General features: G+C 65.3%; 28 protein-coding genes. 18 read left to right on the plus strand and 10 right to left on the minus strand.

Translation table 11 applies throughout. The features are described from left to right. Positions 1-21: 21 nt before the first annotated feature. Positions 22-1,143, plus strand: a complete 1,122-nt coding sequence (locus AABQ55_RS18410) for an alkene reductase (RefSeq protein WP_244766986.1) — start codon at positions 22-24, stop codon at positions 1,141-1,143. 153 nt (positions 1,144-1,296) lie between these two features. Beyond that, complete coding sequence (locus AABQ55_RS18415) at positions 1,297-2,391, plus strand: calcium:proton antiporter (protein ID WP_272806054.1); 1,095 nt, start codon at positions 1,297-1,299, stop codon at positions 2,389-2,391. A gap of 82 nt (positions 2,392-2,473) precedes the next feature. Here the strand turns inward: AABQ55_RS18415 and AABQ55_RS18420 are convergent, their stop codons facing one another. Together AABQ55_RS18420 and AABQ55_RS18425 are read right to left on the minus strand one after the other, a co-directional pair. Next, positions 2,474-2,716, minus strand: coding sequence for a hypothetical protein (locus AABQ55_RS18420; RefSeq protein ID WP_244766988.1), 243 nt, complete (start codon positions 2,714-2,716; stop codon positions 2,474-2,476). Between the two features lie 235 nt (positions 2,717-2,951). Further along, positions 2,952-4,154: a pyridoxal phosphate-dependent aminotransferase gene (locus AABQ55_RS18425; RefSeq protein WP_244766989.1), complete on the minus strand. Its 1,203-nt coding sequence runs from the start codon at positions 4,152-4,154 to the stop codon at positions 2,952-2,954. Positions 4,155-4,478: 324 nt separating this feature from the next. On the opposite strand from AABQ55_RS18425, the gene AABQ55_RS18430 reads away from it, so the two are divergent. From AABQ55_RS18430 to AABQ55_RS18450, 5 genes are all read left to right on the plus strand, one after another. Further along, positions 4,479-5,387: an EAL domain-containing protein gene (locus AABQ55_RS18430; RefSeq protein WP_244766990.1), complete on the plus strand. Its 909-nt coding sequence runs from the start codon at positions 4,479-4,481 to the stop codon at positions 5,385-5,387. A 172-nt stretch (positions 5,388-5,559) separates the two neighbouring features. After that, on the plus strand, positions 5,560-5,760 hold the full coding sequence (locus AABQ55_RS18435; RefSeq protein ID WP_272806055.1) for a hypothetical protein: 201 nt from the start codon (positions 5,560-5,562) through the stop codon (positions 5,758-5,760). 74 nt (positions 5,761-5,834) lie between these two features. Then, positions 5,835-7,007 carry a PQQ-dependent sugar dehydrogenase gene (locus AABQ55_RS18440; RefSeq protein WP_272806056.1) on the plus strand — a complete coding sequence of 391 codons (1,173 nt, stop codon included), beginning with the start codon at positions 5,835-5,837 and terminating at the stop codon, positions 7,005-7,007. A 460-nt stretch (positions 7,008-7,467) separates the two neighbouring features. Then, positions 7,468-7,683, plus strand: coding sequence for a cold-shock protein (locus tag AABQ55_RS18445; protein WP_064330734.1), 216 nt, complete (start codon positions 7,468-7,470; stop codon positions 7,681-7,683). 134 nt (positions 7,684-7,817) lie between these two features. Continuing rightward, a complete protein-coding gene (locus AABQ55_RS18450) occupies positions 7,818-8,279 on the plus strand; it encodes a BA14K family protein (RefSeq protein ID WP_272806057.1) in 462 nt (153 codons plus the stop codon). A gap of 337 nt (positions 8,280-8,616) precedes the next feature. On the opposite strand, the gene AABQ55_RS18455 is transcribed toward AABQ55_RS18450, so the two are convergent. The 3 genes from AABQ55_RS18455 to AABQ55_RS18465 form a co-directional block, all read right to left on the minus strand. Beyond that, positions 8,617-9,258 carry an MBL fold metallo-hydrolase gene (locus tag AABQ55_RS18455; protein WP_272807495.1) on the minus strand — a complete coding sequence of 214 codons (642 nt, stop codon included), beginning with the start codon at positions 9,256-9,258 and terminating at the stop codon, positions 8,617-8,619. Between the two features lie 153 nt (positions 9,259-9,411). Continuing rightward, complete coding sequence (locus AABQ55_RS18460; protein ID WP_244766993.1) at positions 9,412-9,576, minus strand: hypothetical protein; 165 nt, start codon at positions 9,574-9,576, stop codon at positions 9,412-9,414. Between the two features lie 137 nt (positions 9,577-9,713). Continuing rightward, on the minus strand, positions 9,714-10,214 hold the full coding sequence (locus AABQ55_RS18465; RefSeq protein WP_272806058.1) for an Lrp/AsnC family transcriptional regulator: 501 nt from the start codon (positions 10,212-10,214) through the stop codon (positions 9,714-9,716). An 87-nt stretch (positions 10,215-10,301) separates the two neighbouring features. On the opposite strand from AABQ55_RS18465, the gene hppD reads away from it, so the two are divergent. Beyond that, complete coding sequence (gene hppD, locus AABQ55_RS18470) at positions 10,302-11,405, plus strand: 4-hydroxyphenylpyruvate dioxygenase (protein ID WP_272806059.1); 1,104 nt, start codon at positions 10,302-10,304, stop codon at positions 11,403-11,405. 247 nt (positions 11,406-11,652) lie between these two features. Next, complete coding sequence (locus AABQ55_RS18475) at positions 11,653-11,922, plus strand: hypothetical protein (RefSeq protein ID WP_244766996.1); 270 nt, start codon at positions 11,653-11,655, stop codon at positions 11,920-11,922. A gap of 54 nt (positions 11,923-11,976) precedes the next feature. On the opposite strand, the gene AABQ55_RS18480 is transcribed toward AABQ55_RS18475, so the two are convergent. Continuing rightward, positions 11,977-12,864, minus strand: coding sequence for a branched-chain amino acid aminotransferase (locus tag AABQ55_RS18480; RefSeq protein ID WP_272806060.1), 888 nt, complete (start codon positions 12,862-12,864; stop codon positions 11,977-11,979). A gap of 270 nt (positions 12,865-13,134) precedes the next feature. Here AABQ55_RS18480 and AABQ55_RS18485 point away from each other — a divergent pair, with 270 nt between their 5' ends. The 4 genes from AABQ55_RS18485 to AABQ55_RS18500 all read left to right on the plus strand — a co-directional run bounded on the left by AABQ55_RS18485 (position 13,135) and on the right by AABQ55_RS18500 (position 16,531). Continuing rightward, positions 13,135-13,611, plus strand: a complete 477-nt coding sequence (locus AABQ55_RS18485) for a MarR family winged helix-turn-helix transcriptional regulator (protein WP_244767160.1) — start codon at positions 13,135-13,137, stop codon at positions 13,609-13,611. Positions 13,612-13,643: 32 nt separating this feature from the next. Next, positions 13,644-14,351, plus strand: coding sequence for a response regulator (locus tag AABQ55_RS18490; RefSeq protein ID WP_244766998.1), 708 nt, complete (start codon positions 13,644-13,646; stop codon positions 14,349-14,351). A gap of 136 nt (positions 14,352-14,487) precedes the next feature. Next, a complete protein-coding gene (locus AABQ55_RS18495; protein ID WP_244766999.1) occupies positions 14,488-15,870 on the plus strand; it encodes an ATP-binding protein in 1,383 nt (460 codons plus the stop codon). Positions 15,871-15,946: 76 nt separating this feature from the next. Next, positions 15,947-16,531: a DUF1349 domain-containing protein gene (locus AABQ55_RS18500; protein WP_272806061.1), complete on the plus strand. Its 585-nt coding sequence runs from the start codon at positions 15,947-15,949 to the stop codon at positions 16,529-16,531. A 177-nt stretch (positions 16,532-16,708) separates the two neighbouring features. Here the strand turns inward: AABQ55_RS18500 and AABQ55_RS18505 are convergent, their stop codons facing one another. The 4 genes from AABQ55_RS18505 to AABQ55_RS18520 all read right to left on the minus strand — a co-directional run bounded on the left by AABQ55_RS18505 (position 16,709) and on the right by AABQ55_RS18520 (position 19,213). Then, complete coding sequence (locus AABQ55_RS18505; RefSeq protein WP_272806062.1) at positions 16,709-17,050, minus strand: tRNA-binding protein; 342 nt, start codon at positions 17,048-17,050, stop codon at positions 16,709-16,711. Positions 17,051-17,242: 192 nt separating this feature from the next. Continuing rightward, positions 17,243-18,061: a pyrroline-5-carboxylate reductase gene (gene proC / locus AABQ55_RS18510; protein ID WP_272806063.1), complete on the minus strand. Its 819-nt coding sequence runs from the start codon at positions 18,059-18,061 to the stop codon at positions 17,243-17,245. Positions 18,062-18,063: 2 nt separating this feature from the next. Next, a complete protein-coding gene (locus AABQ55_RS18515; RefSeq protein ID WP_064330750.1) occupies positions 18,064-18,564 on the minus strand; it encodes a YbjN domain-containing protein in 501 nt (166 codons plus the stop codon). Positions 18,565-18,955: 391 nt separating this feature from the next. Beyond that, positions 18,956-19,213: an accessory factor UbiK family protein gene (locus AABQ55_RS18520; RefSeq protein WP_244767004.1), complete on the minus strand. Its 258-nt coding sequence runs from the start codon at positions 19,211-19,213 to the stop codon at positions 18,956-18,958. Positions 19,214-19,453: 240 nt separating this feature from the next. Between AABQ55_RS18520 and lgt the strand changes: the two genes are divergently transcribed. The 5 genes from lgt (at position 19,454) to AABQ55_RS18545 (ending at position 24,345) form a co-directional block, all read left to right on the plus strand. Next, positions 19,454-20,266 carry a prolipoprotein diacylglyceryl transferase gene (lgt, locus tag AABQ55_RS18525; RefSeq protein WP_443021157.1) on the plus strand — a complete coding sequence of 271 codons (813 nt, stop codon included), beginning with the start codon at positions 19,454-19,456 and terminating at the stop codon, positions 20,264-20,266. 12 nt (positions 20,267-20,278) lie between these two features. After that, the gene (locus tag AABQ55_RS18530) at positions 20,279-21,379 is read left to right on the plus strand and encodes a class I SAM-dependent methyltransferase (RefSeq protein WP_272806065.1); all 1,101 of its coding nucleotides are present in this window, start codon (positions 20,279-20,281) and stop codon (positions 21,377-21,379) included. A gap of 103 nt (positions 21,380-21,482) precedes the next feature. Beyond that, positions 21,483-22,274, plus strand: coding sequence for a peptidoglycan editing factor PgeF (gene pgeF / locus AABQ55_RS18535; protein ID WP_272806066.1), 792 nt, complete (start codon positions 21,483-21,485; stop codon positions 22,272-22,274). Positions 22,275-22,311: 37 nt separating this feature from the next. Next, the gene (locus AABQ55_RS18540) at positions 22,312-23,463 is read left to right on the plus strand and encodes a M24 family metallopeptidase (protein ID WP_272806067.1); all 1,152 of its coding nucleotides are present in this window, start codon (positions 22,312-22,314) and stop codon (positions 23,461-23,463) included. Positions 23,464-23,580: 117 nt separating this feature from the next. Further along, entirely contained in the window at positions 23,581-24,345 is a 765-nt protein-coding gene (locus AABQ55_RS18545; RefSeq protein WP_272806068.1) for a hypothetical protein, read from the plus strand. Positions 24,346-24,380: the final 35 nt, after the last annotated feature.

The raw sequence follows: 24,380 nt of genomic DNA on the forward strand, positions 1-24,380 counted from the left end.
CAAGCCAGAAGAAGGACTACCATGACCTCGCTTTTCGACCCCCTCAAGATCGGCGACATCCAGCTTGCCAACCGTATCGTCATGGCGCCGCTGACGCGCAACCGTTCGCCGGGCGCCGTGCCGAACACGCTGAATGCCGCCTATTACGAGCAGCGCGCCAGCGCCGGCCTGCTCATCACCGAAGCGACCGCCATCAGCCACCAGGGCCAGGGCTATGCCGACGTGCCGGGCCTCTACAAGCCGGAAGCGCTGGAAGGCTGGAAGGAAGTCACCGATGCCGTGCACAAGGCCGGCGGCAAGATCGTCGTGCAGATGTGGCATGTCGGCCGTATCTCGCATGACACGCTGCAGCCGAACGGCGGCAAGCCGGTCGCCCCGTCGGCGATCCGCGCCAAGTCGAAGACCTATCTCGTCAATGCCGACGGCAGCGGCAGCTTTGCCGAGACCTCCGAGCCGCGCGCGCTGGAGAGAACCGAGCTGCCCGGCATCATCGAGGACTATCGCCGCGCCGCCCGCGCCGCCATCGACGCCGGCTTCGACGGCGTCGAGATCCATGCCGCCAACGGCTACCTGATCGACCAGTTCCTGCGGTCCGGCAGCAACACCCGCACGGACGACTATGGCGGCTCGATCGAGAACCGCGCCCGCCTGCTCTTCGAGGTCGTCGACGCCATCACCGCAGAAATCGGCGCCGGCCGCACCGCGATCCGGATCTCGCCGGTCACGCCCGCCAACGATGCCTTCGACCCGAACCCGCAGCCGCTCTTCACCCATGTGGTCGAAGGCCTCGCCAGGTATGGCCTTGCCTATATCCACATCATCGAAGGCGCGACGGGCGGGGCGCGTGACCACCAGCAGGGCGACGCACCCTTCGACTATGCGGCGTTGCGCGCGGCCTACAAGGCCGCCGGCGGCAAGGCGGCCTGGATGGTCAACAACGGCTACGACCGGGCGCTCGCCATCGACGCCGTCGAAAGCGGCAGGGCCGACCTCGTCGCCTTCGGCAAGCTCTTCATCGCCAACCCGGACCTCGTCGAGCGGCTGAAGAACGACACGGTGCTGAACACGCCGGACAAGGATACCTTCTACGGCGGCGGCGCCAGGGGCTACACCGACTATCCGATCCTCGAAAACGTCGCCTGACATGTCTCACCGGGATGCTGCGCAATCCAGCGCCCCGGTGCCTCCTCCCCCAAGGGAGGACAGAACGCCCGCAGTCTCCTCCCTGCGGGCGTTTTCTTTTTGCGCGGCTCGGCTACATCTATTCCAGCACATCTGTCGAAAGGCCGCCCGCCCATGCTCTCCAGCCTGCTGAAGGAACGTTTCCTGTTCGTCGGCCTTGCCGCCGCCCTCCTCGCCTATGCGACGGAGCACAGCCTCCTGGAAATGGGCCGCCTGCCGGTGCTCGTCGCGGCCTTCGCGCTCGTTTCCGCCATCATCCTCGTCTCCACCCGCATCGCCCATCACGCGGAAATCCTCGCCTCGAAGGTCGGCGATCCCTACGGCACGATGATCCTGACTCTGGCGGCGGTGCTGGTGGAGGTCGTGGTGCTGGCGATCATGATGCAGGGCGAGACGTCGCCGACACTGGTGCGCGACACGATCTATGCCGCCGTGATGCTCGACATCAACGGCATCCTCGGCCTCGCCGCCCTCCTTGGCGGCATCCGCCATGGCGAACAGCCCTACAACGACGATTCGGGAAAGACCTACGGCGTGATGATCCTGACGGCCATGGGCATTTCCATGGTCGTGCCGGAATTCGTGCCGCGCGAAAGCTGGCATCTCTATTCGGCCTTCACCATCGGCGCGATGATCGCGCTCTACGCCCTCTTCCTGCGCATGCAGGTGGGCGCGCACAGCTATTTCTTCAGCTACGCCTATCCGCGCGCCGAACGGAAGGAGGGCCTGCCGAGCAAGGCGCCGGACGACAGCGAGGCGGCAAGCGTCTCAATCGTCATCATCGTCTTCGGCGTAGTGCTGATCGGCGCGCTGGCCGAAGTCATGTCGGTGCTGCTCGCCACCGGCCTCAAGGGCACGGGCGCCCCGCCGGCGCTGATGGCCGTCATCGTCGCGGCGATCTCCGCCGCGCCCGAAATCCTGACGGCGCTGCGCGCCGCGCTCGCCAACCGCATGCAGTCCGTCGTCAACATCGCCATGGGCGCCTCGCTTTCGACGGTCATCCTCACGGTGCCCGTCATGGAGGCGATCGCCCTCTACACCGGCCAGCCTTTCATCATGGCGATGACGCCGGTGCAGACGGTCATGGTGATGATCACGCTGATCGCCGCCGCCATCAACCTCAACGACGGCGAGACGAACGCCATCGAGGGCATGACGCACTTCATCCTCTTCGCCACCTTCGTCATGCTGACGATGATCGGGCTCTAAAGCATTTCCAGCAAACGTACGCAGCGGCTTTGCGTCCGGAAATGCGTGAAGAACAAATGCCCCGGGACAGGGGCAAGGACCGTTACGGCCGGTCGTATTCCCGGGTCAGGCCCTTGTAATATTCGCCGGGATCGTAGCGCAGCGTGCGGGACTTGCCCGGGTTGTTGAAGAAATAGTCGTAGAACGACATGTACTGCGCCCGTTCGCTGACTGCGCTGCCGCGCGGCGCCCGCTCGGCGCCGTTCTCGTAACCGTCCGCGGCAATGGCGGGCGCGGCGACGGCAAGGGCCGCCAGGGCGGTTACGGCGAGTGACTTCATTTTCATGGTCCTGCTCCAGGATTCGCTTTCCCTCAATATCGGCAACGAAAGCGGAAATTTCACGGGGGGACGGCAATAAAAAACCCGCCGTCGCCGGCGGGCCGAATTATCGAAAAGATCCGCCAGCCTCCCCATCCACCCTCCGGATGCGGCGGCTGGTCCTCGGCTCAAAGCCGAGGACGACGGCAGCGGGCGGGCGGGGTTTGCCGCACCGCCCTTGCCGGCGGGCTTGGCTCGCCGCTTACGTGCAGGCCGCGCAGAAGCGCTGGATGCGCTTGCAGGCTTCCTCGAGCTGGGCTTCCGAGGTCGCATAGGAGATGCGGAAGTTCGGGCCGAGGCCGAAGGCCGAGCCATGCACGACAGCGACGCCTTCGGCTTCCAGAAGCTCCGAGACGAAGTCCTCGTCCGTCTCGATGACCTTGCCCGACGGCGCGGTCTTGCCGATCAGCCCCTTGCAGGACGGATAGACGTAGAAGGCGCCCTCCGGCGAGGGGCACTCGATGCCCTTGGCCTGGTTGAGCATCGAGACGACGAGGTCGCGGCGGCCCTCGAAGATCTTCTTGTTTGCCGGAATGAAATCCTGCGTGCCGTTCAGCGCCTCGACGGCCGCCCACTGGGCGATCGAGCACGCACCCGACGTCTGCTGGCCCTGGATCATGTCCATGGCCTTGATGAGGGCGAGCGGACCGGCCGCATAGCCGATACGCCAGCCGGTCATCGCATAGGCCTTGGAGACGCCGTTCATGGTCAGCGTGCGGTCGTAGAGGCCGGGCTCCACCTCGACCGGGGTGGCGAACTTGAAGTCGCCGTAGGTGAGGTGCTCGTACATGTCGTCCGTCAGCACCCAGACGTGCGGGTGGCGCATCAGCACGTCGGTCAGCGCCTTCAGCTCGTCATGGCTGTAGGCGGCGCCCGAGGGGTTGGACGGCGAGTTGAAGATGAACCACTTGGTCTTCGGCGTGATCGCCTTTTCGAGGTCCTCGGCCTTCAGCTTGAACTTGTTTTCCTGCGTCGTGGCGACGAAGACCGGCGTGCCGCCGCACAGCGACACCATTTCCGGGTAGGACACCCAGTACGGCGTCGGGATGACGACTTCATCGCCCGGATTCAGCGTCGCCATGAAGGCGTTGAAAAGAATCTGTTTTCCGCCGGTGCCGACGATCGTCTGCGCGGCGGTGTAGTCGAGGCCGTTCTCGCGCTTGAACTTCCTGGCGATCGCTTCGCGCAGTTCCGGAATGCCGGAGACCGGCGTGTACTTCGTCTCGCCGCGGTTGATCGCGTCGACGGCGGCCTGCTTGATGTTGTCGGGCGTGTCGAAATCCGGCTCGCCAGCGCCGAGCCCGATGACGTCACGGCCTTTCGCTTTCAGTTCACGCGCTTTCTGGGAAACGGCGATGGTGGCGGAAGGCTTCACACGGGAAAGGGCGTCGGCAAGAAAGGCCATGATGGAGATGTCCTCATCGGGTTCAAAGACGGCTTGACGCCATGGACCCGGAGCGCCGGGCTCCATAGCGGTTAGGTCTATGTCGAATGTGGGCGGGTCTTGCAAGCACGAAGGACGAAAAAAGCGGGAAATGCGGGCTCTACCGCAAAAATTCATGAAGCCCATCAACGGAGGGAATGGATTGCAGGCCTGCCTGGAAAGCGGCACACCAATTGGTTGAAACGACGTGCAACAGAAGAGATTTTTACGCGAAGGATTAAGCCGGTATTAACGGGTATCGCCTATGATCGTGCGGTCGGGACGTCCCAGCGGATGGTGCGCTGCATGAGCGAAAGAAGCATCTTCTCCAATCTCGTCCGGCAGCCGGACGGCGCCTTCGGCGCAGCCTACGGCCCGTTCCTGCTGCAATCCGCCCTCCAGCCGATCTTTTCGGAGCGGCCGGACGGCCGGCTGCAGATCGCCGCGTTCAAGGGCCTGATCCGCGCCAGCGCGGGCGACATGCCCTGCTCCCCGGCGGAATTCTTCGCGCGGGTGCCGGAGGAGGAACGCACGGCGGTGGACGGGCTTTGCCGCAGCCTGCACATCCTCAACGCCGGCGCGCTCGGCCGGCGCGAGGCCGCGCTGATCATCAATTTCCACGCCGGCCTCTACACGACGCCCCAGGCGATCCGCCAGGAGGTGGAATGGCTGCGGCTCGCCGCACACGAGGCGGGCCTGCCGCCGGCGCGCATCGCCTGCGAGATCCGCGAGCACCCGCAGGACGAGCTCGACATGCTGGCATCCTTCGCTGCACGCCTGCACGGCGCCGGCTTCGCCATCGCCATCGACAACTATATGGGCGAGGACCGCGATCTTGCGCGGCTGGAGCGCCTGAAGCCGCAATTCGTCACCTTCGACACCGCCTGGCTGCGCAGCTTTGCCGAAAACTCCGCCGGCCTCGCCCTGTTGCGCGTCGTCATCGGCCAGTTCGCGCACAAGGGTATCCGCGCCATCGTCGGCGGCATCGAGGAACCGGAGATGATCGCGCTGTGCCGCGACATGGGCGGGCCGCTGATGCAGGGCTATCTGCTCGCCCGGCCGGAACCGGCCCCGACGAGCTTCAACCTCACCTTTCCCGAAGGCGACGACGCGCCGGCGCAGGCCCCCGCGGCCGCATCTGCCACGGCAGGCTCCGCACCGGTGGAAAACCGCGCCACGCGCCCCGTCCGCCAGTTCGGCCGTAGAGGCATCTAGGACGGCGGAGCCGCGCGCTCTATTCGGTCGAACGCACTGAAAATCCGCCTTTTTTACCCTGCCACCTTTTCGCCACAATAAATGTCGGGCCTTGCCGCAATTCGGTCGTCGTCGCGCCGATTTCGGCGGGCTTTTTCGATGCCAAGGCAAGCGAAGGACAGGAGGGGAAACGATGTTTCTGGATGAAGACAAGATCGGCAGGAAGCCGAAGGCACGCGAGTCCCGCGCCATGTTCCTGATCGCGATGACGGCGCTTGCCGCCTGCGTCGCGATGGTGATCAGCCTGATGTCGCCGCCGGCCGTCGCGCTCGACACGATCAAGACCTCCGGCATCGAAAAGACGGCGCCTCACGTCGAGCCCACGCAAAAGTGAGCCGCCCGCGCCGGCCCCGCCCTTGAAAGCCGCTCGCCTCTGGGCCAGTTAACGGCAGAAGACAGGAGACGGCGATGCGACAGGACAATTGGCCCTTGAAAGGCATTTTGGCGGGCACCGCCGCGACGCTCCTCCTGACCGCGACGCTTCTGGCCTCCCCCGCATCCGCCGCCGAAACCCGCGAAATCCCCAGCAAGAAGGCCGCGCTCGTCGTCGAGACGCTGGCGACGGGCCTGAAACAGCCCTGGTCCGTCGAGGTCCTGCCCGACGGCGCCTACCTCGTTTCGGAAAAGGGCGGCACGCTCCGCCTCGTGCGCGACGGAAAGGTCTCCGCCCCGCTTCGCGGCGTGCCCGAAGTCTCGACCACCGGCCAGGGTGGCCTGCTCGACATCGCGCTCGCCCCGGATTTCGCCGGCAGCCGCACGCTCTACCTGACCTACAGCGCCCGCGGCAATGGCGGCTCCGGCACGGCGGTGGCCAGGGCGAGGCTTTCGGCCGACGGCACGGCGCTGGAGGACACGACGCGCATCTTCCTGATGAACCGCCTCACCGCGCGCGGCCAGCATTTCGGCTCGCGCATCGCCATCGCCGGGGACGGCAGCCTGTTCTTCGGCATCGGCGACCGAGGCCAAGGCCCCCGCGCGCAGGACCCGCGCGACCATGCCGGCGCCATCCTGCACATCAACCCGGACGGCAGCCCGCATGCCGACAACCCGTTCCTCGGCAGCGCCGAGGGGCTGGCGGAGATCTGGTCGAAGGGCCACCGCAACCCGCAGGGCCTGACCATCGACCCGAAGGACGGCACGCTGCTCACCGTCGAGCACGGCGCGCGCGGCGGCGACGAGATCAACGCCCCGCAGCCCGGCCGCAACTATGGATGGCCCCTCGTCTCCTACGGCAGGCACTATTCCGGCGCGGAATTCGATCTCGGCTCGGCGGCGGAAGGGTTCGAGCCGCCTCTCTATTATTGGGACCCGTCCATCGCGCCGGGCGCCATCGCCATTTATCGCGGCGCGATGTTCCCGGAATGGGAGGGCAACCTGATCGTCACCGCCCTCAAATACCAGCTCGTCGCCCGGCTGGAGCGCGATGAAAGCGGCGCCATCGTCGCGGAGGAGCGGATGTTCGGCGGCGAATTCGGCCGCATCCGCGATGTCATCGTGGCGCCCGACGGCGCGCTGCTGCTCGTGACGGACGATACGAACGGCGCGCTGCTGCGCGTCTCGCGCTCGACCACGACGGACTGACATCATCTGGCCTTGGCCTGTCCGGCCGCGTCCGCCCAAGTATGGCGGCACCGCACATGCACAGCCCTTCCTTCGGCAGCGCAATATAAATCATACGAAAACTGCAAAGCCCCGCAGAGCCTGCGGGTTTTTTCGGCAATCGCCCGGAATTTGACCAAAGTGAGGCGCGGCAAACGGGCGGCAAAACTTTTGCTTGCCAATTTAACGCAAACACATCACTCTTGCGCCGTTCGGGCAATTTGCGAACACGGGAAGACCTTGAATAAAAGCGCGCCGGAGACGCGAAACAATTCCGGGCAGCCAAGATCCGGACGGTCCACGGGACTATCTGGCTGGCTGGCTGCGGTGAAAACAGGACCCTTTCCTCAACCTCGAGAACTGCCTGCCTAACGCCCCTTGGGGCAAAACTGATATGCTGCCCGCCGCCAAATATACGGGCAGAGAGAAAAGGACCTGACGCATGGCCGAGACTGGCACCGTAAAATTCTTCAACACCGAGAAGGGCTTTGGCTTCATCAAGCCCGACAACGGTGGTGCGGATATCTTCGTACACATTTCCGCTGTGCAGGCCTCCGGCCTGAACGGCCTTTCCGAGAACCAGAAGGTAAGCTTCGACACGGAACCCGATCGCCGCGGCAAAGGCCCGAAGGCGGTCAACCTGCAGATCGCCGGCTGATCCAGCGGCTTTCAGGAATTTCAGTTGAAGCCCGGCAGAGATGCCGGGTTTTTTCGTTCAGCCGCCATTCAGCCTCGTTTGTCTAGTTTCCTCGCCATCAGCCGGCATTGGGCCGGAGCGTAGGGAAAGACGTCATGAACAAGTTTCTCAAGACCCTGGTGCTGTCCGCCGCCATCGCCGCGACGACCCTCACCGCAACGACCGGCGTCGTTGAAGCGCGTGACCGCAACCGCGATGGCTACTGGCGTGAAGGCGATACCTATGAATACCGCAAGCCGCGCCGCCATCACCGCGACCGCGACCATGGCCGCGACGCCGTCGTCGGCGGTGCGCTCGGCCTTGCCACCGGCCTGATCATCGGCGGCGCGATCGCCTCCCAGCCGCGCTATGAGGAACGCCGCGTCTATGTCGAGCCGGATTATTACCCCGAGCCCGAGCCGCGCGTGATCTACCGCGAGCGCGTGGTCGTGCCGACCTACGAGCCGTGGACGCAATCCTGGTACGATTACTGCGCCCAGCGCTACCGCTCGTTCAACCCGCGCACCGGCACCTTCGTCGGCTATGACGGGCTGGAGCATTTCTGCACCGCCGGCTGAGGCCGGACCGGACCGGCATCGAGAGGCGGGCGCCATCACGGCGCCCGCCTTGGTTTTTTGCCGACCCCAACTCCACGCGCGACGTCATCCTCGGGCATGGCCCGAGGATCCGCAAGCGTGCCCGGAGCATGGATGGTCGGGTCAAGCCCGACCATGACGGAGGAGAGGTTTGGCGAAAATCGTCAACGGCCCGACAGGCGCGGCATGGCGTCCGCCTTGATTTTTTTGGCGACCTCACCCCACCCCCGACGTCATCCTCTGGCTCGACCTGAGGATCTACCGCGGTGCCCGGAGCGTGATGGGTCGGGCCTGACCATAACGGCACGCGCCTTTGTCTTTAAAGTCCGCGCAGGAACGGGTTGCTGCGCCGCTCCTCGCCGATCTTGCCGCCCGGCCCGTGCCCGCAGAGGAAGCCGACCTCGTCGCCGAGCGGGAACACCTTGTCGCGGATGGACTCCAGGAGCTGCTGGTGATTGCCGCCCGGCAGGTCCGTGCGGCCGATCGAGCCCTGGAAGAGCACGTCGCCGAGATGGGCGAAGCCCTGGCCGCGGTGGAAATAGATGACGTGGCCCGGCGCATGGCCGGGCGTGTGGTAGACCTCGAACGTATGGTCGCCGAAGGATACCGTGTCGCCGTCCTCGAGCCAGCGGTCCGGCACGACATTGCTCACCTTCATCGGCACGCCGAACATCGAGGCCTGCGCCTCCAGCCGCTGCAGCAGCGACAGGTCGTCCTTGTGCGGCCCGACGATATCGACGCCGAGCGCCTCCTTCAGTTCCTTCGCGCCGCCGGCATGATCGATATGGCCATGCGTCAGCCAGATCGCCTTCACCGTGATGCCGTTCTCCTTGAGCGTGCTGAGGATCACGTCGACATCGCCGCCCGGATCGACGACCACGCCTTCCTTCGTCTCGCTGTCGAAGAGAATGGTGCAGTTCTGCTGGAAGGGGGTGACGGGAATGATGCCCGCCTGAAGCATGCCCATGGGGTCCTCGCTCAAAGTGCCGCGTTGCGCCTGATATAGCCATTACGGCGCCGCACGCAAAGCATGCTGCAGAACGTCAGGTCTTGCGCATAAGCCCTTCAACCGACTCCGGGATCATGCGGCGAGCCACGCGAAAACCGGACGCCCTCAGCGCAGGCTGGCGATCTCCTGTGCGGGGCCGGTCGCCAGCGTCGGCGAGACGGTGGAGAAAAGCAGCGCCACGACGGCGATGTTGACCGCGGCATAGAGGTAGACGACCGGACGGAGGCGATTGGCGACCGGGTTGTCCTGTTTCGGGGTGTTCGTCTGCATGATCCTGTTCCCTGGCTGTCGGCCGTGCTCGGCGCTGTCTCGTTCGTTGTGATCGGTTTCTACAACGGCGGCAGAGTCGGGCGTGTTCCCGCGGGAACAGGGCAACGGGGATGGCTGTTGCACACCGGCAACAGTGCTCAGAGCGGCAGCGCCATCGTCTCCTTCAGCGTATCGAGCACGATGGCGGTCTTCACATGCGAAACGGATTCGTGCGGCAGCAGCACATCATTGACGAAGGCCGACAACGCCTTGAGGTTCGGCACGACCACCTTGATGATATAGTCCATCTCCCCCGTCAGCGAAAAAGCCTCCAGCACTTCCGGCAGGTTGGAGATCAGCCGCGCGAAGCGCACCGCATTGTCGCGGTTGTGCGTCGAGAGCGTTACCGTGACGACGATGACGATGCCGAGATCGAGCTTCTCGCGGTCGAGCTCCGCCCGGTAGGCGCGGATGATGCCCTCCTCCTCCAGCCGGATGCGCCGGCGCGAACATTGCGAGGGGGAAAGATGAATGCGCTCGGACAGTTCGTTGTTCGTCAGGCGCGCATCCTCCTGCAGATGCGCGAGCAGTTTACGGTCGAAGTCGTCCAGTTGCACGGATTGCCCTCCAAATCTCCATATGATGCACGAAGATCGCATGAAATTGCCAAAGCGCAAGCACTATGCAAGCACATTGCATGAAAGACGCGCCATACTTCCCGCCATCACCATCGAGGAGGACGAAGGATGGGCCCTTTCCCGCATGACGCACCGCCGGCGCTGATCACCGCCGACAACCCGGCCGGGACCGACGGGTTCGAGTTCGTCGAATTCGCCCACCCCGAGCCGGAAAAGCTGGAAGATCTGTTTGCCCGCATGGGCTACAGCAAGGTCGCGACCCACCGCACCAAGGCGATCTCCGTCTGGCGCCAGGGCGACATCAACTATGTCGTCAATGCCGAGCCCGGCTCGCACGCCATGACATTCGCCGGCCTGCACGGCCCGTGCGCCGCCTCCATGGCCTGGCGCGTGGTCGATGCGAAACACGCCTTCGCCCATGCCGTCTCCAAGGGCGCGACGCCCTATGAAGGCGACGACAAGGCGCTCGACGTACCCGCCATCGTCGGCATCGGCGGCTCGCTGCTCTACTTCGTCGAGAAATACGGCGCCAAGGGCTCCGCCTATGACGCGGAATTCGACTGGACGGGCGAACGCGACCCGAAACCGGCCGGCGTCGGCTTCTACTATCTCGATCACCTCACCCACAATGTCTATCGCGGCAACATGGACAAGTGGTGGGACTTCTACCGCGAGCTGTTCGGCTTCAAGCAGATCCACTTCTTCGACATTGACGGCCGCATCACCGGCCTCGTCTCGCGCGCCATCACCTCGCCCTGCGGCAAGATCCGCATTCCGCTCAACGAATCGAAGGACGAGACGAGCCAGATCGTCGAATACCTGAAGAAGTACAAGGGCGAAGGCATCCAGCACATCGCCGTCGGCACGGACGCAATCTACGACGCCACCGACAGGCTGGCCGACAACGGCGTGAAGTTCATGCCCGGCCCGCCGGACAACTATTACGACCGCTCCTATGTGCGCGTCGTCGGCCATGAAGAGCCGGTCGAGCGCATGAAGAAGCACGGCATCCTGATCGACGGCGAAGGCGTCGTCGACGGCGGCATGACGAAGATCCTGCTCCAGATCTTCTCGAAGACCGTGATCGGCCCGATCTTCTTCGAATTCATCCAGCGCAAGGGTGACGAAGGCTTTGGCGAGGGCAACTTCCGGGCGCTCTTCGAATCGATCGAAGAGGATCAGATCCGCCGGGGCGTCATCGCAGCAGAATAACAACCGCGGCAACCAAGCCACTGCGGGGAAGGAAGAGGCGGCCGCTGAGCGGCCGCCTCTTTTCGTTCAAAAAAACTCCGGTGCAGGAGCACACGGGCAAATTGACTTATCCCAGTTTTGTCCGCACGTTGCCGGTGCCGAATTTTTCGGCAACGGGCGCGCGGGCTCCAGGCCGCGCCCCGGTAGCGAGGCAAGTGTCCGGTCCGGATCACTCTCCATTCCGGGCGGACCTTTCGGAGGGGAAGTCATGGAAGCATTGATGCCCATCATCACGCAGCTCATCGCCGGTGCCATTGGCGGCAACGTGGCCGGCGCCGCCCTGAAACAGGCGGCCGTGAGCGCGATCGTCCGCACCATCGTCGGCGCCATCGGCGGTGTCGGCGGCGGCTTTCTCCTGCAGATGCTGGGCGGGGAAGCCGGCCTCTCGGGCCTCGTCGCCGACGGCATCGGCGGCCTCGTCGGCGGCGGCGTGCTGACGGCGATCGTCGGCGCGGTGCTGGGCAAGAAGCCGGCCTGAGCAAACGAAAGGCGGCCCGAAAGGGCCGCCCGGTTCATCACCCGGATTAGCCGCTCACTCCGCGGCGGCCGCGACCGGATACACTTCCTTCATGTAGTCGTTCATCAGCGTTTCGCAGATCGTGCCCGGCGTGAAGCGGTAGGGGCCGATTTCCGAAACCGGCGTCACTTCCGCCGCCGAACCCGTGAGGAAGCACTCGGAGAAGTCCGAAAGCTCTTCCGGCAGGATCGCCCGCTCGACCACCTGGTAGCCCCGGCGCTTGGCAAGCTCGATGACCGTGCGGCGCGTGATGCCGTCGAGGAAGCAGTCCGGCACCGGCGTGTGGATGATGCCGTCCTTGACGAAGAAGATGTTGGCACCCGTGGCCTCCGCCACCTGGCCGCGATAGTCGAGCATCATCGCATCCGCATAGCCCTTGGCTTCGGCGGCGTGCTTGGAGATCGTGCAGATCATGTAGAGGCCGGCGGCCTTCGACTTCGAGGGCGCGGTCCTCGGGTCGGGGCGGCGGTACTCGGCGATGTCGAGGCGGATGCCCTTCAGCTTTTCGGCCGGGTTGAAGTAGCTGCCCCACTGCCAGATGGCGATGGCGACGTTGATGCGGTTGTTCTGCGCCGAAACGCCCATCATCTCCGAGCCGCGCCAGGCGATCGGCCGCGCATAGGCCTCGGAAAAGCCCTGGCGCTTCAGGAGCTCTATGCTCGCCGCGTCCAGCTCTTCCACGGAATAGGGAATCTTGAAGCCGAGGATCTCGGCGGACGTGTGCAGGCGCTGGTTATGCTCGGTGAGCTTGAAGATGCGCCCGCCATAGGCGCGCTCGCCTTCGAACACCGCGCTCGCATAGTGCAGGCCGTGCGTCAGCACGTGGATCTTCGCGTCCTTCCAGTCGACGAACTCGCCGTTGAACCAGATTTGTCCGTCCAGTTGATCGAAAGGAACTGCCATCGTCTCATCCTCCGGCGCGTCCGCGCCATTCTTTCAAGTTGATTGTTTCGCCCGTTACGGTCTAACCAGAAACGGGCCTGGATTACCCGATCATAAGCGTAATCCAGATTGGGGATCGGAAAAACACCGGATTTCTTCGGCGCCCGGGAACCGCACGATGCGCGGGACCCTAACAAGGGTGGCAAAATATGTCAACAAAGCTGACATATTTTGCTATAAATTACGCGGAGACGGCAAGGCATGAAAGGAAATGACAACGTGGCGCGACAGATGCCGGACAAGAACGGCGTGAGCGAGCTGCACCACGACGCCATGACGGGCGGCGGCCGCATCGATTTCGAGATCATTGAGGGCTTCTTCTTCGCCTATCGCGACTTCATTTCCGATCCCGACGCGATCCTGGAAAAGAGCGGCTTCGGCCGTGCCCATCACCGGGTCGTGCACTTCGTCAACCGCGAGCCCGGCATGACGGTCGCCGACCTGCTCGACACGCTGAAGATCACCAAGCAGAGCCTGGCGCGCGTCTTGAAGCAGCTCATCGATTCCGGCTATATCCAGCAGGTGGCCGGCCCCGAGGACCGCCGCCAGCGCAAGCTCTATCCGACGCGGGCCGGACGGGAGCTGGCACTGGCGCTCGCCGAGCCGCAATCCCGCCGCATCGCCCGTGCATTTGAGGCGATGAGCGCGGACGAGCGCCGGGTGGTGATCCAGTTCCTCACCGGCATGCAGAACGCCAAGAGCGAATGAACGACTGAAAAGCAGAAAAGGCAGGACAGACGATGACCGCTGCCGGCACGCCTTCCGACGATGCATCCCATCTCCTCGTCGTCGACGACGACACCCGCATCCGCGATCTGCTCAACCGCTACCTGATGGGCGAGGGTTTTCGCGTCACCGTCGCCGCCGATGCGGACGAGGCGCGGCGCAAGCTGCGCGGGCTCGACTTCGACCTCATCATCATGGACGTGATGATGCCCGGTGAAAGCGGCCTGTCGCTGACGAAGAGCCTGCGCGAAATCCGCCCCGTGCCGATCCTGATGCTGACGGCGCTCGCCGAATCGAAGGCCCGCATCGAGGGCCTCGAGGCCGGTGCCGACGACTACCTCTCCAAGCCCTTCGAGCCGCGCGAACTGGTGCTGCGCATCAACAACATCCTGAAGCGCAACGCCGCGCCGGTGACGCCGAAGATCGAGCAGGTCATGTTCGGCCCCTACACCTTCTCCATCGTGCGCAAGGAGCTGAAGCGCGGCAGCGACGCCATCCGCCTCACCGACCGCGAGCAGGAGATCATGCTGCTCTTCTCGCTGCGCGCGGGCGAGACCATTCCGCGCCACGAGCTGATCGGCGAAGAAACAGAAGTGGGCGAACGCACAATCGACGTGCAGATCAATCGCTTGAGGCGTAAGATCGAGGACGACCCGTCCAACCCGGTGTGGCTGCAGACCGTACGCGGCATCGGCTATCGATTGAGCGTGGAGCAAGGCTGACCGTGCGCTGCCGAGTCCAATTCAAGAAGAGGTTCAACGCGGCTTTCCGCGCGCATCCGCATGATGAAGGCCTTGCGGCAAGGTCTTGGCGCGACTCAGACAATCGTCGCTGCACCATCGTGGAAAATCCGGTCCCATGACCACCTTCGAGAGCTTCAAGCGGGATATCGAACGCGCGCCGGCGGCCGGCTGGAAGCGCCTTGCCCGCTGGCTGCGCCGGCAGATGCCGACGGGCCTCTATGCCCGCTCGCTGCTCATCATCATCATCCCGATGGTGCTGCTCCAGTCGGTCGTCGCCTTCGTTTTCATGGAGCGCCACTGGCAGCTCGTCACCCAGCGCCTTTCGACGGCCGTCACCCGCGACATCGCCGCCATCATCGATCTCATCGACACCTATCCGCAGGATGCCAACTATTCAGAGATCACGCGCATCGCGCGCGAGCGGCTGGAGCTCAACATCGCCATCGAGCCCGGCACGGAACTGCCCGCCCCGCGCACCAAACCCTTCTTCAACATCCTCGACGAAATCCTGAGCGAGGAGATCGTGCGGCAGATCCGCCGCCCGTTCTGGATCGACACGGTCGGCGAAAGCAATCTCGTCGAAATCCGCATCCTGCTCGACAACAAGATCCTGCGCGTCTATGCGCGGCGCAACCAGGCCTATGCCTCGAACACGCATATCTTCCTGCTCTGGATGGTCGGCACCTCGCTGGTGCTGATCACCATCTCGATCCTCTTCCTGCGCGGCCAGATCCGGCCGATCCTGACGCTGGCGCAGGCGGCGGAGAGCTTCGGCAAGGGCCAGAAGATGCCGGAGGACTTCGCGCCGCGCGGGGCGGACGAGGTGCGCCGCGCCGGCCTTGCCTTCATCCTCATGCGCGAGCGCATCGAGCGGCAGATGGAGCAGCGCACGGCCATGCTGACCGGCGTCAGCCACGACCTGCGCACCATCCTCACCCGCTTCAAGCTGCAGCTCGCCCTTGCCGGCGACAATCCCGACCTGCAGGGCCTCAACAAGGATGTCGCGGACATGCAGACCATGCTCGAGGGATACCTCTCCTTCGCGCGCGGCGACGTGGAGGAGGACGTCGGCCGGCTGCGGCTCACCGACCTCTTCGACAAGTTCGCCATGGAGGCGGAGTTGCACGAACGCGCCTTCTCCAGCGAGATCGACGGCGAGGACGAGGTCATGGTGCGGCCGAACGCCTTCAGCCGCCTCGTCGGAAACCTCGTCTCCAATTCCATGCGCTATGCCAAGACCGTGCATGTCGAGGCGCGCCACCGCTCGAAATGGCTCACCATCACCGTCGACGACGACGGCCCCGGCATTCCCGAGCGCTCGCGCGACGATGTCTTCAAGCCCTTCTTCCGGCTCGACGAGGCGCGCAATCTCGATGCGTCGGGCACCGGCCTCGGCCTTGCCATCGCCCGCGACATCGCCCGCAGCCACGGCGGCAATGTCACGCTGTCGGACAGCCCGATGGGCGGCCTTCGCGCGACGATCCGCATTCCCGCATAGGGCATTTCAGGCCAGGCGACGCCGCTTCAGCGCCGGGCGGTGCGGCAAGAACTGGAAACAAGAACGGGGCGAGCCTATGAGCGTATCCACTTTCGACGGCCTGACCTGGCTCAACCCGCCGGCCGAAAGCGCGATCCGCGACGGCCGCCTCCATGTCCGCACCGGTCTTGAGAGCGATTTCTGGCAGCGCACCTATTACGGCTTCCAGCCGGACAGCGGCCATTTCCTGCACCGCCCCTGGACCGGCAACTTCACGCTGGAGACGACCTTTTCCGGCCGCTACGAGACGCTCTACGACCAGGCCGGCCTGATGGTCCGCCACAACGAGACGACCTGGATGAAATGCGGCATCGAGTTCACCGACGGCGCGAAACATTTCAGCGTGGTGGTGACGCGCGGCCATTCCGACTGGTCCGCCTTCCGCATCGATCATGATTTCGAGGCCATGTCCGTGCGCGTGACGCGCAACGGCGATGCGCTCTTTATCCAGTACCGGACGGATGCCATGACGGACTGGCGCATGGCGCGCCTTGCCTATTTCCCACCGGAGCTTTCGGACCTTTCGGTCGGCCTGATGGCCTGCTCGCCGCAGCGCGAGGGTTTCGAGGCGGAATTCACGGAATTCCGGCTGGGCCTGCCCCTGTCGCGGGATATTCATTAGAACAAAAGTCCGTTCTCTCCAAGACAGTCGCCCTCACCTCTCTCACACAAGGGCCCCCACCCCCCTCCGTCATGCTCGGGCCTGACCCGAGCATCCACACCCGGGAGAATGGATCCTCGGCTCGGAGGCCGAGGATGACGCTGCGTGTGTGGCAAGGCAGGCCGTCTATTCCCTGAATCAGCACATCTTCCTGCCGTTCGGCACCGGCCGCTCGACGCCGGCGAGGACGATGGCGCCGGTCTCGTCCTCGAAGCCGAGCGTCAGCACTTCCGAGCGCACTGGACCGATCTGGCGCGGCGGGAAGTTGACGACGGCGAGCACCTGGCGGCCGACGAGGTCTTCCAGCGTGTAATGCACGGTGATCTGCGCCGAGGACTTCTTGATGCCGATCCCGGGGCCGAAGTCGATCGTCAGCTTGTAGGCGGGCTTGCGCGCCTCCGGGAACGGCAGCGCCTCGATGATAGTGCCGGCGCGGATGTCGACCCGTTCGAAATCGGCGTAGCTAATGGTCTCGGTCATGAGAAATCCTCGCGTTACAGCATTTGCCCTGGCCCCTCATCCCGCTGCCGCACCTTCTCCCCGCAAGCGGGGAGAAGGGGATATGCCGCACCGCATTCCCAGATCACTCACCCCTCGTGGGGCAAGTCCCCTTTGCCCGTTTACGGGAAGAGGGTCAGGGTGAGGGGCAAAAATTGAGAACGGCCGGAAAGATCAGCCTGCCAGTTCCTCGGCGCGCTTGCGGGCGGCGGCGATCGCCTTGTCGAAGAGCGGCTGCATGCCGTCCTCGGCCATGAGGACGGCGAGCGCCGCGGCGGTTGTCCCGCCGGGCGAGGTGACGTTCTGGCGCAGGCGCGCGGCGTCGTCGGGGGACTGGTGAAGCAGTTCACCAGCCCCCGCGACGGTTTCCCGTGCGAGCCGCATGGCGAGGTCCGCCGGCAGGCCCGCTTTGCGTCCTGCCTCCGCCATGCACTCGACGAGATAGAAGACATAGGCCGGGCCGCTGCCCGAGACCGCCGTGACGGCGTCGATATCCCCCTCGGATGCGACCCATTCGACGGGGCCGCTCACCTTGAGAAGAGCATGCACGAAATCGCGCTGGCCCGCGGAAACGCGGGCATTGGCAAAGGCGCCCGTCACGCCGCGGCCGATCATGGCCGGCGTGTTCGGCATGGCGCGCACCGTGGCGGCCGCGCCGAGATGGCTTTCGAGATTGGCGACCGTCTTGCCGGCAGCGACCGAAACGATGACCGTCTCCGGCCCGACGAGCCCCTTCAGCGGCGGCAGCACCTGGTCGATCACCTGCGGCTTGACCGCGACGAAGATCACCCCGGCCGTCACGCCCTCCGGCGCCGACGTTTCATGGCGCACGCCGTTGTCGGCGATCAGCTTCGCCAGGGCCGGCTGCGGGCCGGGATCGATGACGATGACCGAGGAACCGGAAATGCCGCTCTTCAGCCAGCCGGCAAGCATGGCGCCGCCCATGTTTCCGGCACCGATGAGAATGATGGGGCCCGAACCTGCAACCGTCATCCTTACGCTTCCCCGACCGTCTCGAACAGGACGGCATCGACGGCGGACTGGGCGTCCATGCCGGACCAGACGACGAACTGGAAGGCCTGGAAATAGGCCTCGCAGGCTTCAAGCGCGCTGGACAGCAGCACCTCGACCTGCCTGTTGGTGGGCTCCGCCCCGCCGGCGAGCAGCAGCGACTGGCGGAAGATCACGACATCCTCGCGGCGCCACAAGTCGAAATGGCCCATCAGCACCTGGCCGTTCACATGCGAGAGCAGGCAATGCACCTCGTTGACGCGGCTCTCGGGAACCTTGATGTCGAAGGCGCAGGCAAGGTGCAGCGCCTCGAACTCCTCCATCCAAGAGAAGGAGACGTGGTAATCCGTCCACTTGCCTTCGACCGTCATCGCGATCTCGTCTTCGCCGGACCGCTCGAACGTCCAGTCATTGTTGGCTGCGACGAACTCGATCATGTCGACCGGGTTGGACTGACGCCCGATATCCAATTCCATAAGGCTCATGCATCACCTTCAAGGCCGGAAGGCATGCGACATCGTGCTCACACACACGACGCGGCAAACCGTACTCCGGATACAACACTGAATGATTGCTCGGCACTTTGCGCAATCTGGACGACTTACCCTGCCCGAAGCTTGCGCTGCCCGTCTCGAATCATCATTTAAAATCAGTGTATAACGCCGGAGTCACGACGCCAGCCCCTGGCTTGCCATTTTCTCCGTCCGGTTGTGGACAGAGGTTGTGAAAAAGATTCAGGTCGAAGGCTTAAGAGACTCTTCGAAAAGGGCTTTTCGCAAGTGTCCACAGGGGTAAAAATTTTATTAAAAAAAACGGTTGGCGCGGGGTGAATCACGCCAACCGAGTCCTGTCGGTCAAAACCCGTGCCGGAACGGCTCAGCCGCCCGCGTTGAGGCGGGCTTCCAGCGCCTCGATGCGCTTCAGGAGCGCATCGTTTTCGTCCCGCGCCTTGATCGCCATCTCGCGCACCGCCTCGAATTCCTCGCGCTTGACGAGGTCCATGCCGTTGATGAAGCGCTCGGCCTGGGCGCGGAACATCGTCTCGGCCTCCTTGCGCACGCCCTGCGCGGCGCCGGCGGCATCGGTCATCAGCTTGGCGAAGTCGTCGAGAATGCGGTTCGCACCGGTGGTCATGGTCTGCCCTCCTCGGGTGTCGATGGTCCTTTCGGGCGCCAGCGCCCGCGTCTTGTCCCTGAGGTAGGGTCTGAGACCGCCGCTTGCAAGCGGATTCCGGTGGATCGCCGCCGGTTCACGCCGTCACGCCGCCGCCGATCACGATTTATCGCCTTGACCCTGCCCCAAGGCGCCGCCATCTTCCGCCCGAAAACGCAAAAGAGCCCCATCTTGACGAACCTTGCCCAACTCCTCGCCATCATGCCCTATCCGCAGATCGATCCGATCGCCTTTTCCATCGGCCCGGTCGCCGTGCACTGGTACGGCATCGCCTATGTCGTGGGCATCCTGCTGGGCTGGGTCTATGCGCGCCGGCTGATCGAGACGCCGCGCCTGTGGGCGGGCGCGGCGCCGATGAGCCGCACCCAGCTCGACGACTTCCTCGTCTGGGCCGCCGTCGGCATCATTCTCGGCGGCCGTATCGGCTATATCCTGTTCTACGACTTCCCGAACGTCGCGGCCGATCCGCTGCGCGCCCTGCAGGTGTGGAACGGCGGCATGTCCTTCCACGGGGGCCTCGCCGGCACGACGCTCGCCATGATCCTCTTCGCCCGGCGCAACGCCATTCCGGTCTGGAGCCTCTTCGACATCGTCGCCGCCGTCGTGCCGATCGGCCTGTTCTTCGGCCGCATCGCCAATTTCGTCAACGGCGAGCTCTGGGGCCGCCTCTCCGACGCGCCCTGGGCCGTGATCTTCCCGGAGGCCGGCCCCTTCGCCCGCCATCCGAGCCAGCTCTACGAGGCGGGCCTCGAAGGCGTCGTGCTGCTCGTCGTGCTCGCGCTCGCCATCTATCGCTTCGCCGCGCTGAAGCGGCCCGGCCTCGTTACAGGCCTCTTCGTGGCGGGCTATGCCCTGTCGCGCATCACGGTCGAGTTCTTCCGCGAGCCGGACCCCCAGCTCGGCTATCTCCTCGGCGGCTGGCTCACCATGGGCATGCTGCTCTCGCTGCCGATGCTCGCCCTCGGCCTCTGGGCGATCTTCCGCGCCCGGCCGGCCGCAGCGGCCAGTGCCTGAGCGAACGCGTCCATGCCCACACCCCTCGCCCGCAAGATCAAGGCGCTGATCCGTACCAACGGCCCGATCAGCGTCACCGATTATTTCGCCCTGTGCCTTGCCGATCCCGAACACGGCTACTACCGCACCCGCGACCCCTTCGGCGCCGCCGGCGACTTCGTCACCGCGCCCGAGGTCAGCCAGCTCTTCGGCGAGATGCTCGGCGTCTTCCTCGTCCATGCCTGGCAGAAGCACGGCGGTCCGGCGGACGTGCGCATCGCCGAGATCGGCCCCGGCCGCGGCACGATGATGGCCGACATGCTGCGCGTCGTGGCAAGGATCGCCCCGCAGCTCTACGAGAACGCGACGATCCACCTGATCGAGACCAGCCCGAAGCTGCGCACCGTCCAGCACGAGACGCTCGGCACCCATGCCGCGCGCGTCACCTGGCACGACAGTTTCGAGGAGCTGCCGGACGGCTTCGTGCTGCTCGCCGCCAACGAGCTCTTCGACGCCATCCCGATCCGCCAGTTCATCAAGACCGCGTCCGGCTTCCGCGAGCGCCTCGTCGGCCTCGATGCGAATGACGCGCTGACCTTTGCCGCCGGCGTCGCGGGCCTCGATCCCGCGCTCCTGCCGGAAAACCACAAGGCGATGCCGAACGGCACGATCTTCGAGATCGCGCCGGCCCGCGAAGCCGTCATGGCGACGATCGGCGAGCGCATCGCCCGCTTCGGCGGCACCGCGCTCATCATCGACTACGGCCATTTCGTCACCGGCTTCGGCGATACGCTGCAGGCGGTGCTGAAGCACGACTTCGACCCGCCGCTCGCCCATCCCGGCGAGGCGGACCTGACGAGCCATGTGGATTTCGAGCGCCTTGCCGGGGCGGCGGCAAGCGTGGGCCTGCATGTGCACGGCATGCTGCACCAGGGCGATTTCCTCGTCGGCCTCGGCATCGGCGAGCGGGCCTCCGCCCTCGGCCGAAACCGCGACGCAGCGACGCAGCAATCGATTCTTGCCGATGTCGACCGGCTCGCCGGCGCAGGCGTCGGCAAAATGGGTGATCTTTTCAAGGTCTTGGCCGTCGGCAGCACGCCGCTTGCGCTCTTTCCCTTCCGCCAGCCGGATTGACACCGGGCGTCAGGCCGGACAACATCCGGCCCGATTTGCACCCCGCATGCCCCGGCCGAAATCCTTGGCCCGACGGGCCGCCCAAAGCCCAGCCGAGAGACCGATGAAGGACGACGCGCTCCTCTCCCCGATCGAAAGCCCGCTTCTGACGGAGCGTGCCGGAAAGGCCGCGCAGCACGGCTTCTTCACGCGCGCCGGCGGGGTTTCCGACGGCATCTACCGCGGCCTCAATGTCGGCCTCGGCTCGAAGGACGAGCGCGGGAAGGTCGAGGAGAATCGCGCCCGCGTCGCCCGATGGTTCTCCGTAACGCCCGACCGGCTTGCCACCGTGCACCAGGTCCATTCGCCCGACGTCGTCGTGGTCGACAGCGACTATGACGGCGCGCGCCCGCAGGCCGACGCGCTGGTCAGCGCCGCGCCCGGCATGGTGCTCGGCGTCCTCGCCGCCGATTGCGGCCCGATCCTCTTCTGCGACCCCGAAGCCCGCGTCGTCGGCGCCGCCCATGCCGGCTGGAAGGGCGCGCTCTACGGCGTGCTCGAGAGCACCGTCGCGGCGATGGAACGGCTCGGCGCCAACAGGCGGAACATCGTCGCCAGCCTCGGCCCCTCGATCAGCCGGCGGAACTACGAGGTGGGGCCGGAATTCGTGGAGCGTTTCCTCGGCGTCGACAAGGCGTACGAGCGCTATTTCACGCCGTCGGAAAAACCGGGCCATGCCCTGTTCGACCTGCCGGGCCTGACGACGCAGCGGCTGGGCGACGCTGGGGTGACGGCGGAGAACCTCGACATCTGCACCTATCCGGACGAAGACCGCTTCTTCTCCTATCGGCGCACCACGCACCGCCAGGAGCCCGACTACGGCCGCCAGATTTCGGCGATCATGCTACGGGGCTGAGGCCCCCAAAACGACACAGGACGAGGGAGACACCGCCATGGCACTTCACTTCGACAGCGAGGAATACGCCAACCGGCTCCAGCGCCTCACCGCCCGCATGCGGGAGGAGAAGATCGACGCCATGCTGCTCTTCGCACAGGAGAGCATGTACTGGCTGACCGGCTACGACACCTTCGGCTACTGCTTCTTCCAGACGCTCGTCGTCAAGGCGACCGGCGAGATGGTGCTGCTCACCCGCTCGGCGGACCTGCGCCAGGCGCGCCACACCTCCAACATCGAGAAGATCGAGATCTGGATCGACCGCGTCAACGCCGATCCGACGATGGACCTGAAGAACCTGCTCTCCGATCTCGACCTGCTCGGCTGCCGCATCGGCGTCGAATACGACACGCATGGCCTGACCGGCCGCAATGCGCGCCTCCTCGACAACCAGCTCCAGAGCTTCGGCCAGATCGTCGATGCGTCGGGCCTCGTCAGCCGCCTGCGCCTCATCAAGAGCCCGGCCGAGATCGCCTATGTCGAGCGTGCCGCCGCCCTCTCCGACGATGCGCTGGCCGCCGCCCTGCCCCTCATCGTGCCCGGCGGCGGCGAGGCGGCGATCCTCGCGGCCATGCAGAACGCGGTGCTGGCCGCCGGCGGCGACTATGCCGCCAATGAATTCGTCATCGGCTCGGGCGCCGACGCCCTGCTCTGCCGCTCCAAGTCCGGCCGGCGCAAGCTCGATGCCGAGGACCAGCTCACCCTCGAATGGTCCGGCGTCAGCGCACGCTATCACGCACCGATGATGCGCACCGCCATCATCGGCGAGCCGACCAACCGCCACCGCGAGCTCTACAGCGCCTGCCGCGAGGCCATGCAGGCGATGGAAATGGTGCTGCGCCCCGGCAACACCTTCGGCACCGTCTTCGAGACCTTCGCCCGCATCATCGACGAGCGCGGCCTTGCCCGCCACCGGCTGAACACCTGCGGCTATTCCGTCGGCGCGCGCTTCGCGCCCTCCTGGATGGACCAGCAGATGTTCCTGATGGGCAATCCGCAGGAAATCCAGCCGAACATGTCGCTTTTCGTGCACACGATCGTGCTCGATTCCGAAAGCGGCACGGCCATGACGCTCGGCCAGACCTATCTGACGACGACCGACACGCCGAAGGCGCTGTCGCGCTACGGGCTCGATTTCATCGAGGTCTGACGGGTCAACCGCAGGCCCCGCAAGATCCCGCGATTGACAGGCCTTGAGGCGGCACCCATAAATCGTTGCGGGGAACGGAGGAGGCGAAAAGCCTTCCGCAGGACACGGACGACGACGATGCAAGAGCTGATGAAGCGGCTGGCACTGATCGGCCTCATTGCCACCCTTGCCGGCTGCAACAGCACCGACGCGCTGACGCCGCAGGTCGATGTCGGCGGCGGCACCTTCAATTCGCCCCCGGTCACCCAGAACGACCTCGACCAGATGAGCGCCCAGACGACGCCCGTCACGCGCACCAGCCAGGAAACCGCCTTCACCCCGTCATCCGGCACCGGCGTCACGACCGGCGCGGACACCGCCGGCACGCTGCAGGGCCAGGCCGACGCGCTCGCCCGCAACACGGGGCGCCGGACGACGGATGCGGAGCTTGCCCGCACCACCGCCCAGCGCTCGCTCGCGGCGGAAACGTCGACCGGCGCGGAAGAGGTCGCCGCCGTCCCGACCGCCGCCCAAGCCGGCGAGACGATCCGCTTCCTGCCGATCATCGGCGCACCGGTCGAGGCCGTGACACCGCTCTCCAGGCGCCTCGGCGCGGCGGCGCGCGGAAGCGGGCTGACGATCCGAAGCGCCTCGGACAATTCCAGCAAGTACATCCTGAAGGGCTACTTCTCCGCCATGAACGACAACGGCAAGACCACCGTCGTCTATGTCTGGGACGTGCTCGACGGCAACGGCGCGCGGCTGCACCGCATCCAGGGACAGGAAAGCGTCTCGGGCACGGCCTCCGACCCGTGGGCCGCCGTGCCGGCGCGCACGATGGAGGGCATCGCCGACACGACCATCCGCCAGTATCTCGACTGGCGCGGCACCACCCGTGGTTAAGCGCGTTGCGCTGTTAATCACAGCGAAATGCGAAG

The organism is Shinella sp. WSD5-1, from assembly GCF_963942435.1.
Classification (GTDB): domain Bacteria; phylum Pseudomonadota; class Alphaproteobacteria; order Rhizobiales; family Rhizobiaceae; genus Shinella; species Shinella yambaruensis.

What these genes read in the sequence shown, in the direction of transcription:
- AABQ55_RS18410 (WP_244766986.1), top strand. Translation starts at nt 22, where the DNA reads ATGACCTCGCTTTTCGACCCCCTCAAGATCGGCGACATCCAGCTTGCC.
- AABQ55_RS18415 (WP_272806054.1), top strand. Translation starts at nt 1,297, where the DNA reads ATGCTCTCCAGCCTGCTGAAGGAACGTTTCCTGTTCGTCGGCCTTGCC.
- AABQ55_RS18420 (WP_244766988.1), bottom strand. Translation starts at nt 2,716, where the DNA reads ATGAAAATGAAGTCACTCGCCGTAACCGCCCTGGCGGCCCTTGCCGTC.
- AABQ55_RS18425 (WP_244766989.1), bottom strand. Translation starts at nt 4,154, where the DNA reads ATGGCCTTTCTTGCCGACGCCCTTTCCCGTGTGAAGCCTTCCGCCACC.
- AABQ55_RS18430 (WP_244766990.1), top strand. Translation starts at nt 4,479, where the DNA reads ATGAGCGAAAGAAGCATCTTCTCCAATCTCGTCCGGCAGCCGGACGGC.
- AABQ55_RS18435 (WP_272806055.1), top strand. Translation starts at nt 5,560, where the DNA reads ATGTTTCTGGATGAAGACAAGATCGGCAGGAAGCCGAAGGCACGCGAG.
- AABQ55_RS18440 (WP_272806056.1), top strand. Translation starts at nt 5,835, where the DNA reads ATGCGACAGGACAATTGGCCCTTGAAAGGCATTTTGGCGGGCACCGCC.
- AABQ55_RS18445 (WP_064330734.1), top strand. Translation starts at nt 7,468, where the DNA reads ATGGCCGAGACTGGCACCGTAAAATTCTTCAACACCGAGAAGGGCTTT.
- AABQ55_RS18450 (WP_272806057.1), top strand. Translation starts at nt 7,818, where the DNA reads ATGAACAAGTTTCTCAAGACCCTGGTGCTGTCCGCCGCCATCGCCGCG.
- AABQ55_RS18455 (WP_272807495.1), bottom strand. Translation starts at nt 9,258, where the DNA reads ATGCTTCAGGCGGGCATCATTCCCGTCACCCCCTTCCAGCAGAACTGC.
- AABQ55_RS18460 (WP_244766993.1), bottom strand. Translation starts at nt 9,576, where the DNA reads ATGCAGACGAACACCCCGAAACAGGACAACCCGGTCGCCAATCGCCTC.
- AABQ55_RS18465 (WP_272806058.1), bottom strand. Translation starts at nt 10,214, where the DNA reads ATGCGATCTTCGTGCATCATATGGAGATTTGGAGGGCAATCCGTGCAA.
- hppD (WP_272806059.1), top strand. Translation starts at nt 10,302, where the DNA reads ATGGGCCCTTTCCCGCATGACGCACCGCCGGCGCTGATCACCGCCGAC.
- AABQ55_RS18475 (WP_244766996.1), top strand. Translation starts at nt 11,653, where the DNA reads ATGGAAGCATTGATGCCCATCATCACGCAGCTCATCGCCGGTGCCATT.
- AABQ55_RS18480 (WP_272806060.1), bottom strand. Translation starts at nt 12,864, where the DNA reads ATGGCAGTTCCTTTCGATCAACTGGACGGACAAATCTGGTTCAACGGC.
- AABQ55_RS18485 (WP_244767160.1), top strand. Translation starts at nt 13,135, where the DNA reads ATGCCGGACAAGAACGGCGTGAGCGAGCTGCACCACGACGCCATGACG.
- AABQ55_RS18490 (WP_244766998.1), top strand. Translation starts at nt 13,644, where the DNA reads ATGACCGCTGCCGGCACGCCTTCCGACGATGCATCCCATCTCCTCGTC.
- AABQ55_RS18495 (WP_244766999.1), top strand. Translation starts at nt 14,488, where the DNA reads ATGACCACCTTCGAGAGCTTCAAGCGGGATATCGAACGCGCGCCGGCG.
- AABQ55_RS18500 (WP_272806061.1), top strand. Translation starts at nt 15,947, where the DNA reads ATGAGCGTATCCACTTTCGACGGCCTGACCTGGCTCAACCCGCCGGCC.
- AABQ55_RS18505 (WP_272806062.1), bottom strand. Translation starts at nt 17,050, where the DNA reads ATGACCGAGACCATTAGCTACGCCGATTTCGAACGGGTCGACATCCGC.
- proC (WP_272806063.1), bottom strand. Translation starts at nt 18,061, where the DNA reads ATGACGGTTGCAGGTTCGGGCCCCATCATTCTCATCGGTGCCGGAAAC.
- AABQ55_RS18515 (WP_064330750.1), bottom strand. Translation starts at nt 18,564, where the DNA reads ATGAGCCTTATGGAATTGGATATCGGGCGTCAGTCCAACCCGGTCGAC.
- AABQ55_RS18520 (WP_244767004.1), bottom strand. Translation starts at nt 19,213, where the DNA reads ATGACCACCGGTGCGAACCGCATTCTCGACGACTTCGCCAAGCTGATG.
- lgt (WP_443021157.1), top strand. Translation starts at nt 19,454, where the DNA reads ATGCCCTATCCGCAGATCGATCCGATCGCCTTTTCCATCGGCCCGGTC.
- AABQ55_RS18530 (WP_272806065.1), top strand. Translation starts at nt 20,279, where the DNA reads ATGCCCACACCCCTCGCCCGCAAGATCAAGGCGCTGATCCGTACCAAC.
- pgeF (WP_272806066.1), top strand. Translation starts at nt 21,483, where the DNA reads ATGAAGGACGACGCGCTCCTCTCCCCGATCGAAAGCCCGCTTCTGACG.
- AABQ55_RS18540 (WP_272806067.1), top strand. Translation starts at nt 22,312, where the DNA reads ATGGCACTTCACTTCGACAGCGAGGAATACGCCAACCGGCTCCAGCGC.
- AABQ55_RS18545 (WP_272806068.1), top strand. Translation starts at nt 23,581, where the DNA reads ATGCAAGAGCTGATGAAGCGGCTGGCACTGATCGGCCTCATTGCCACC.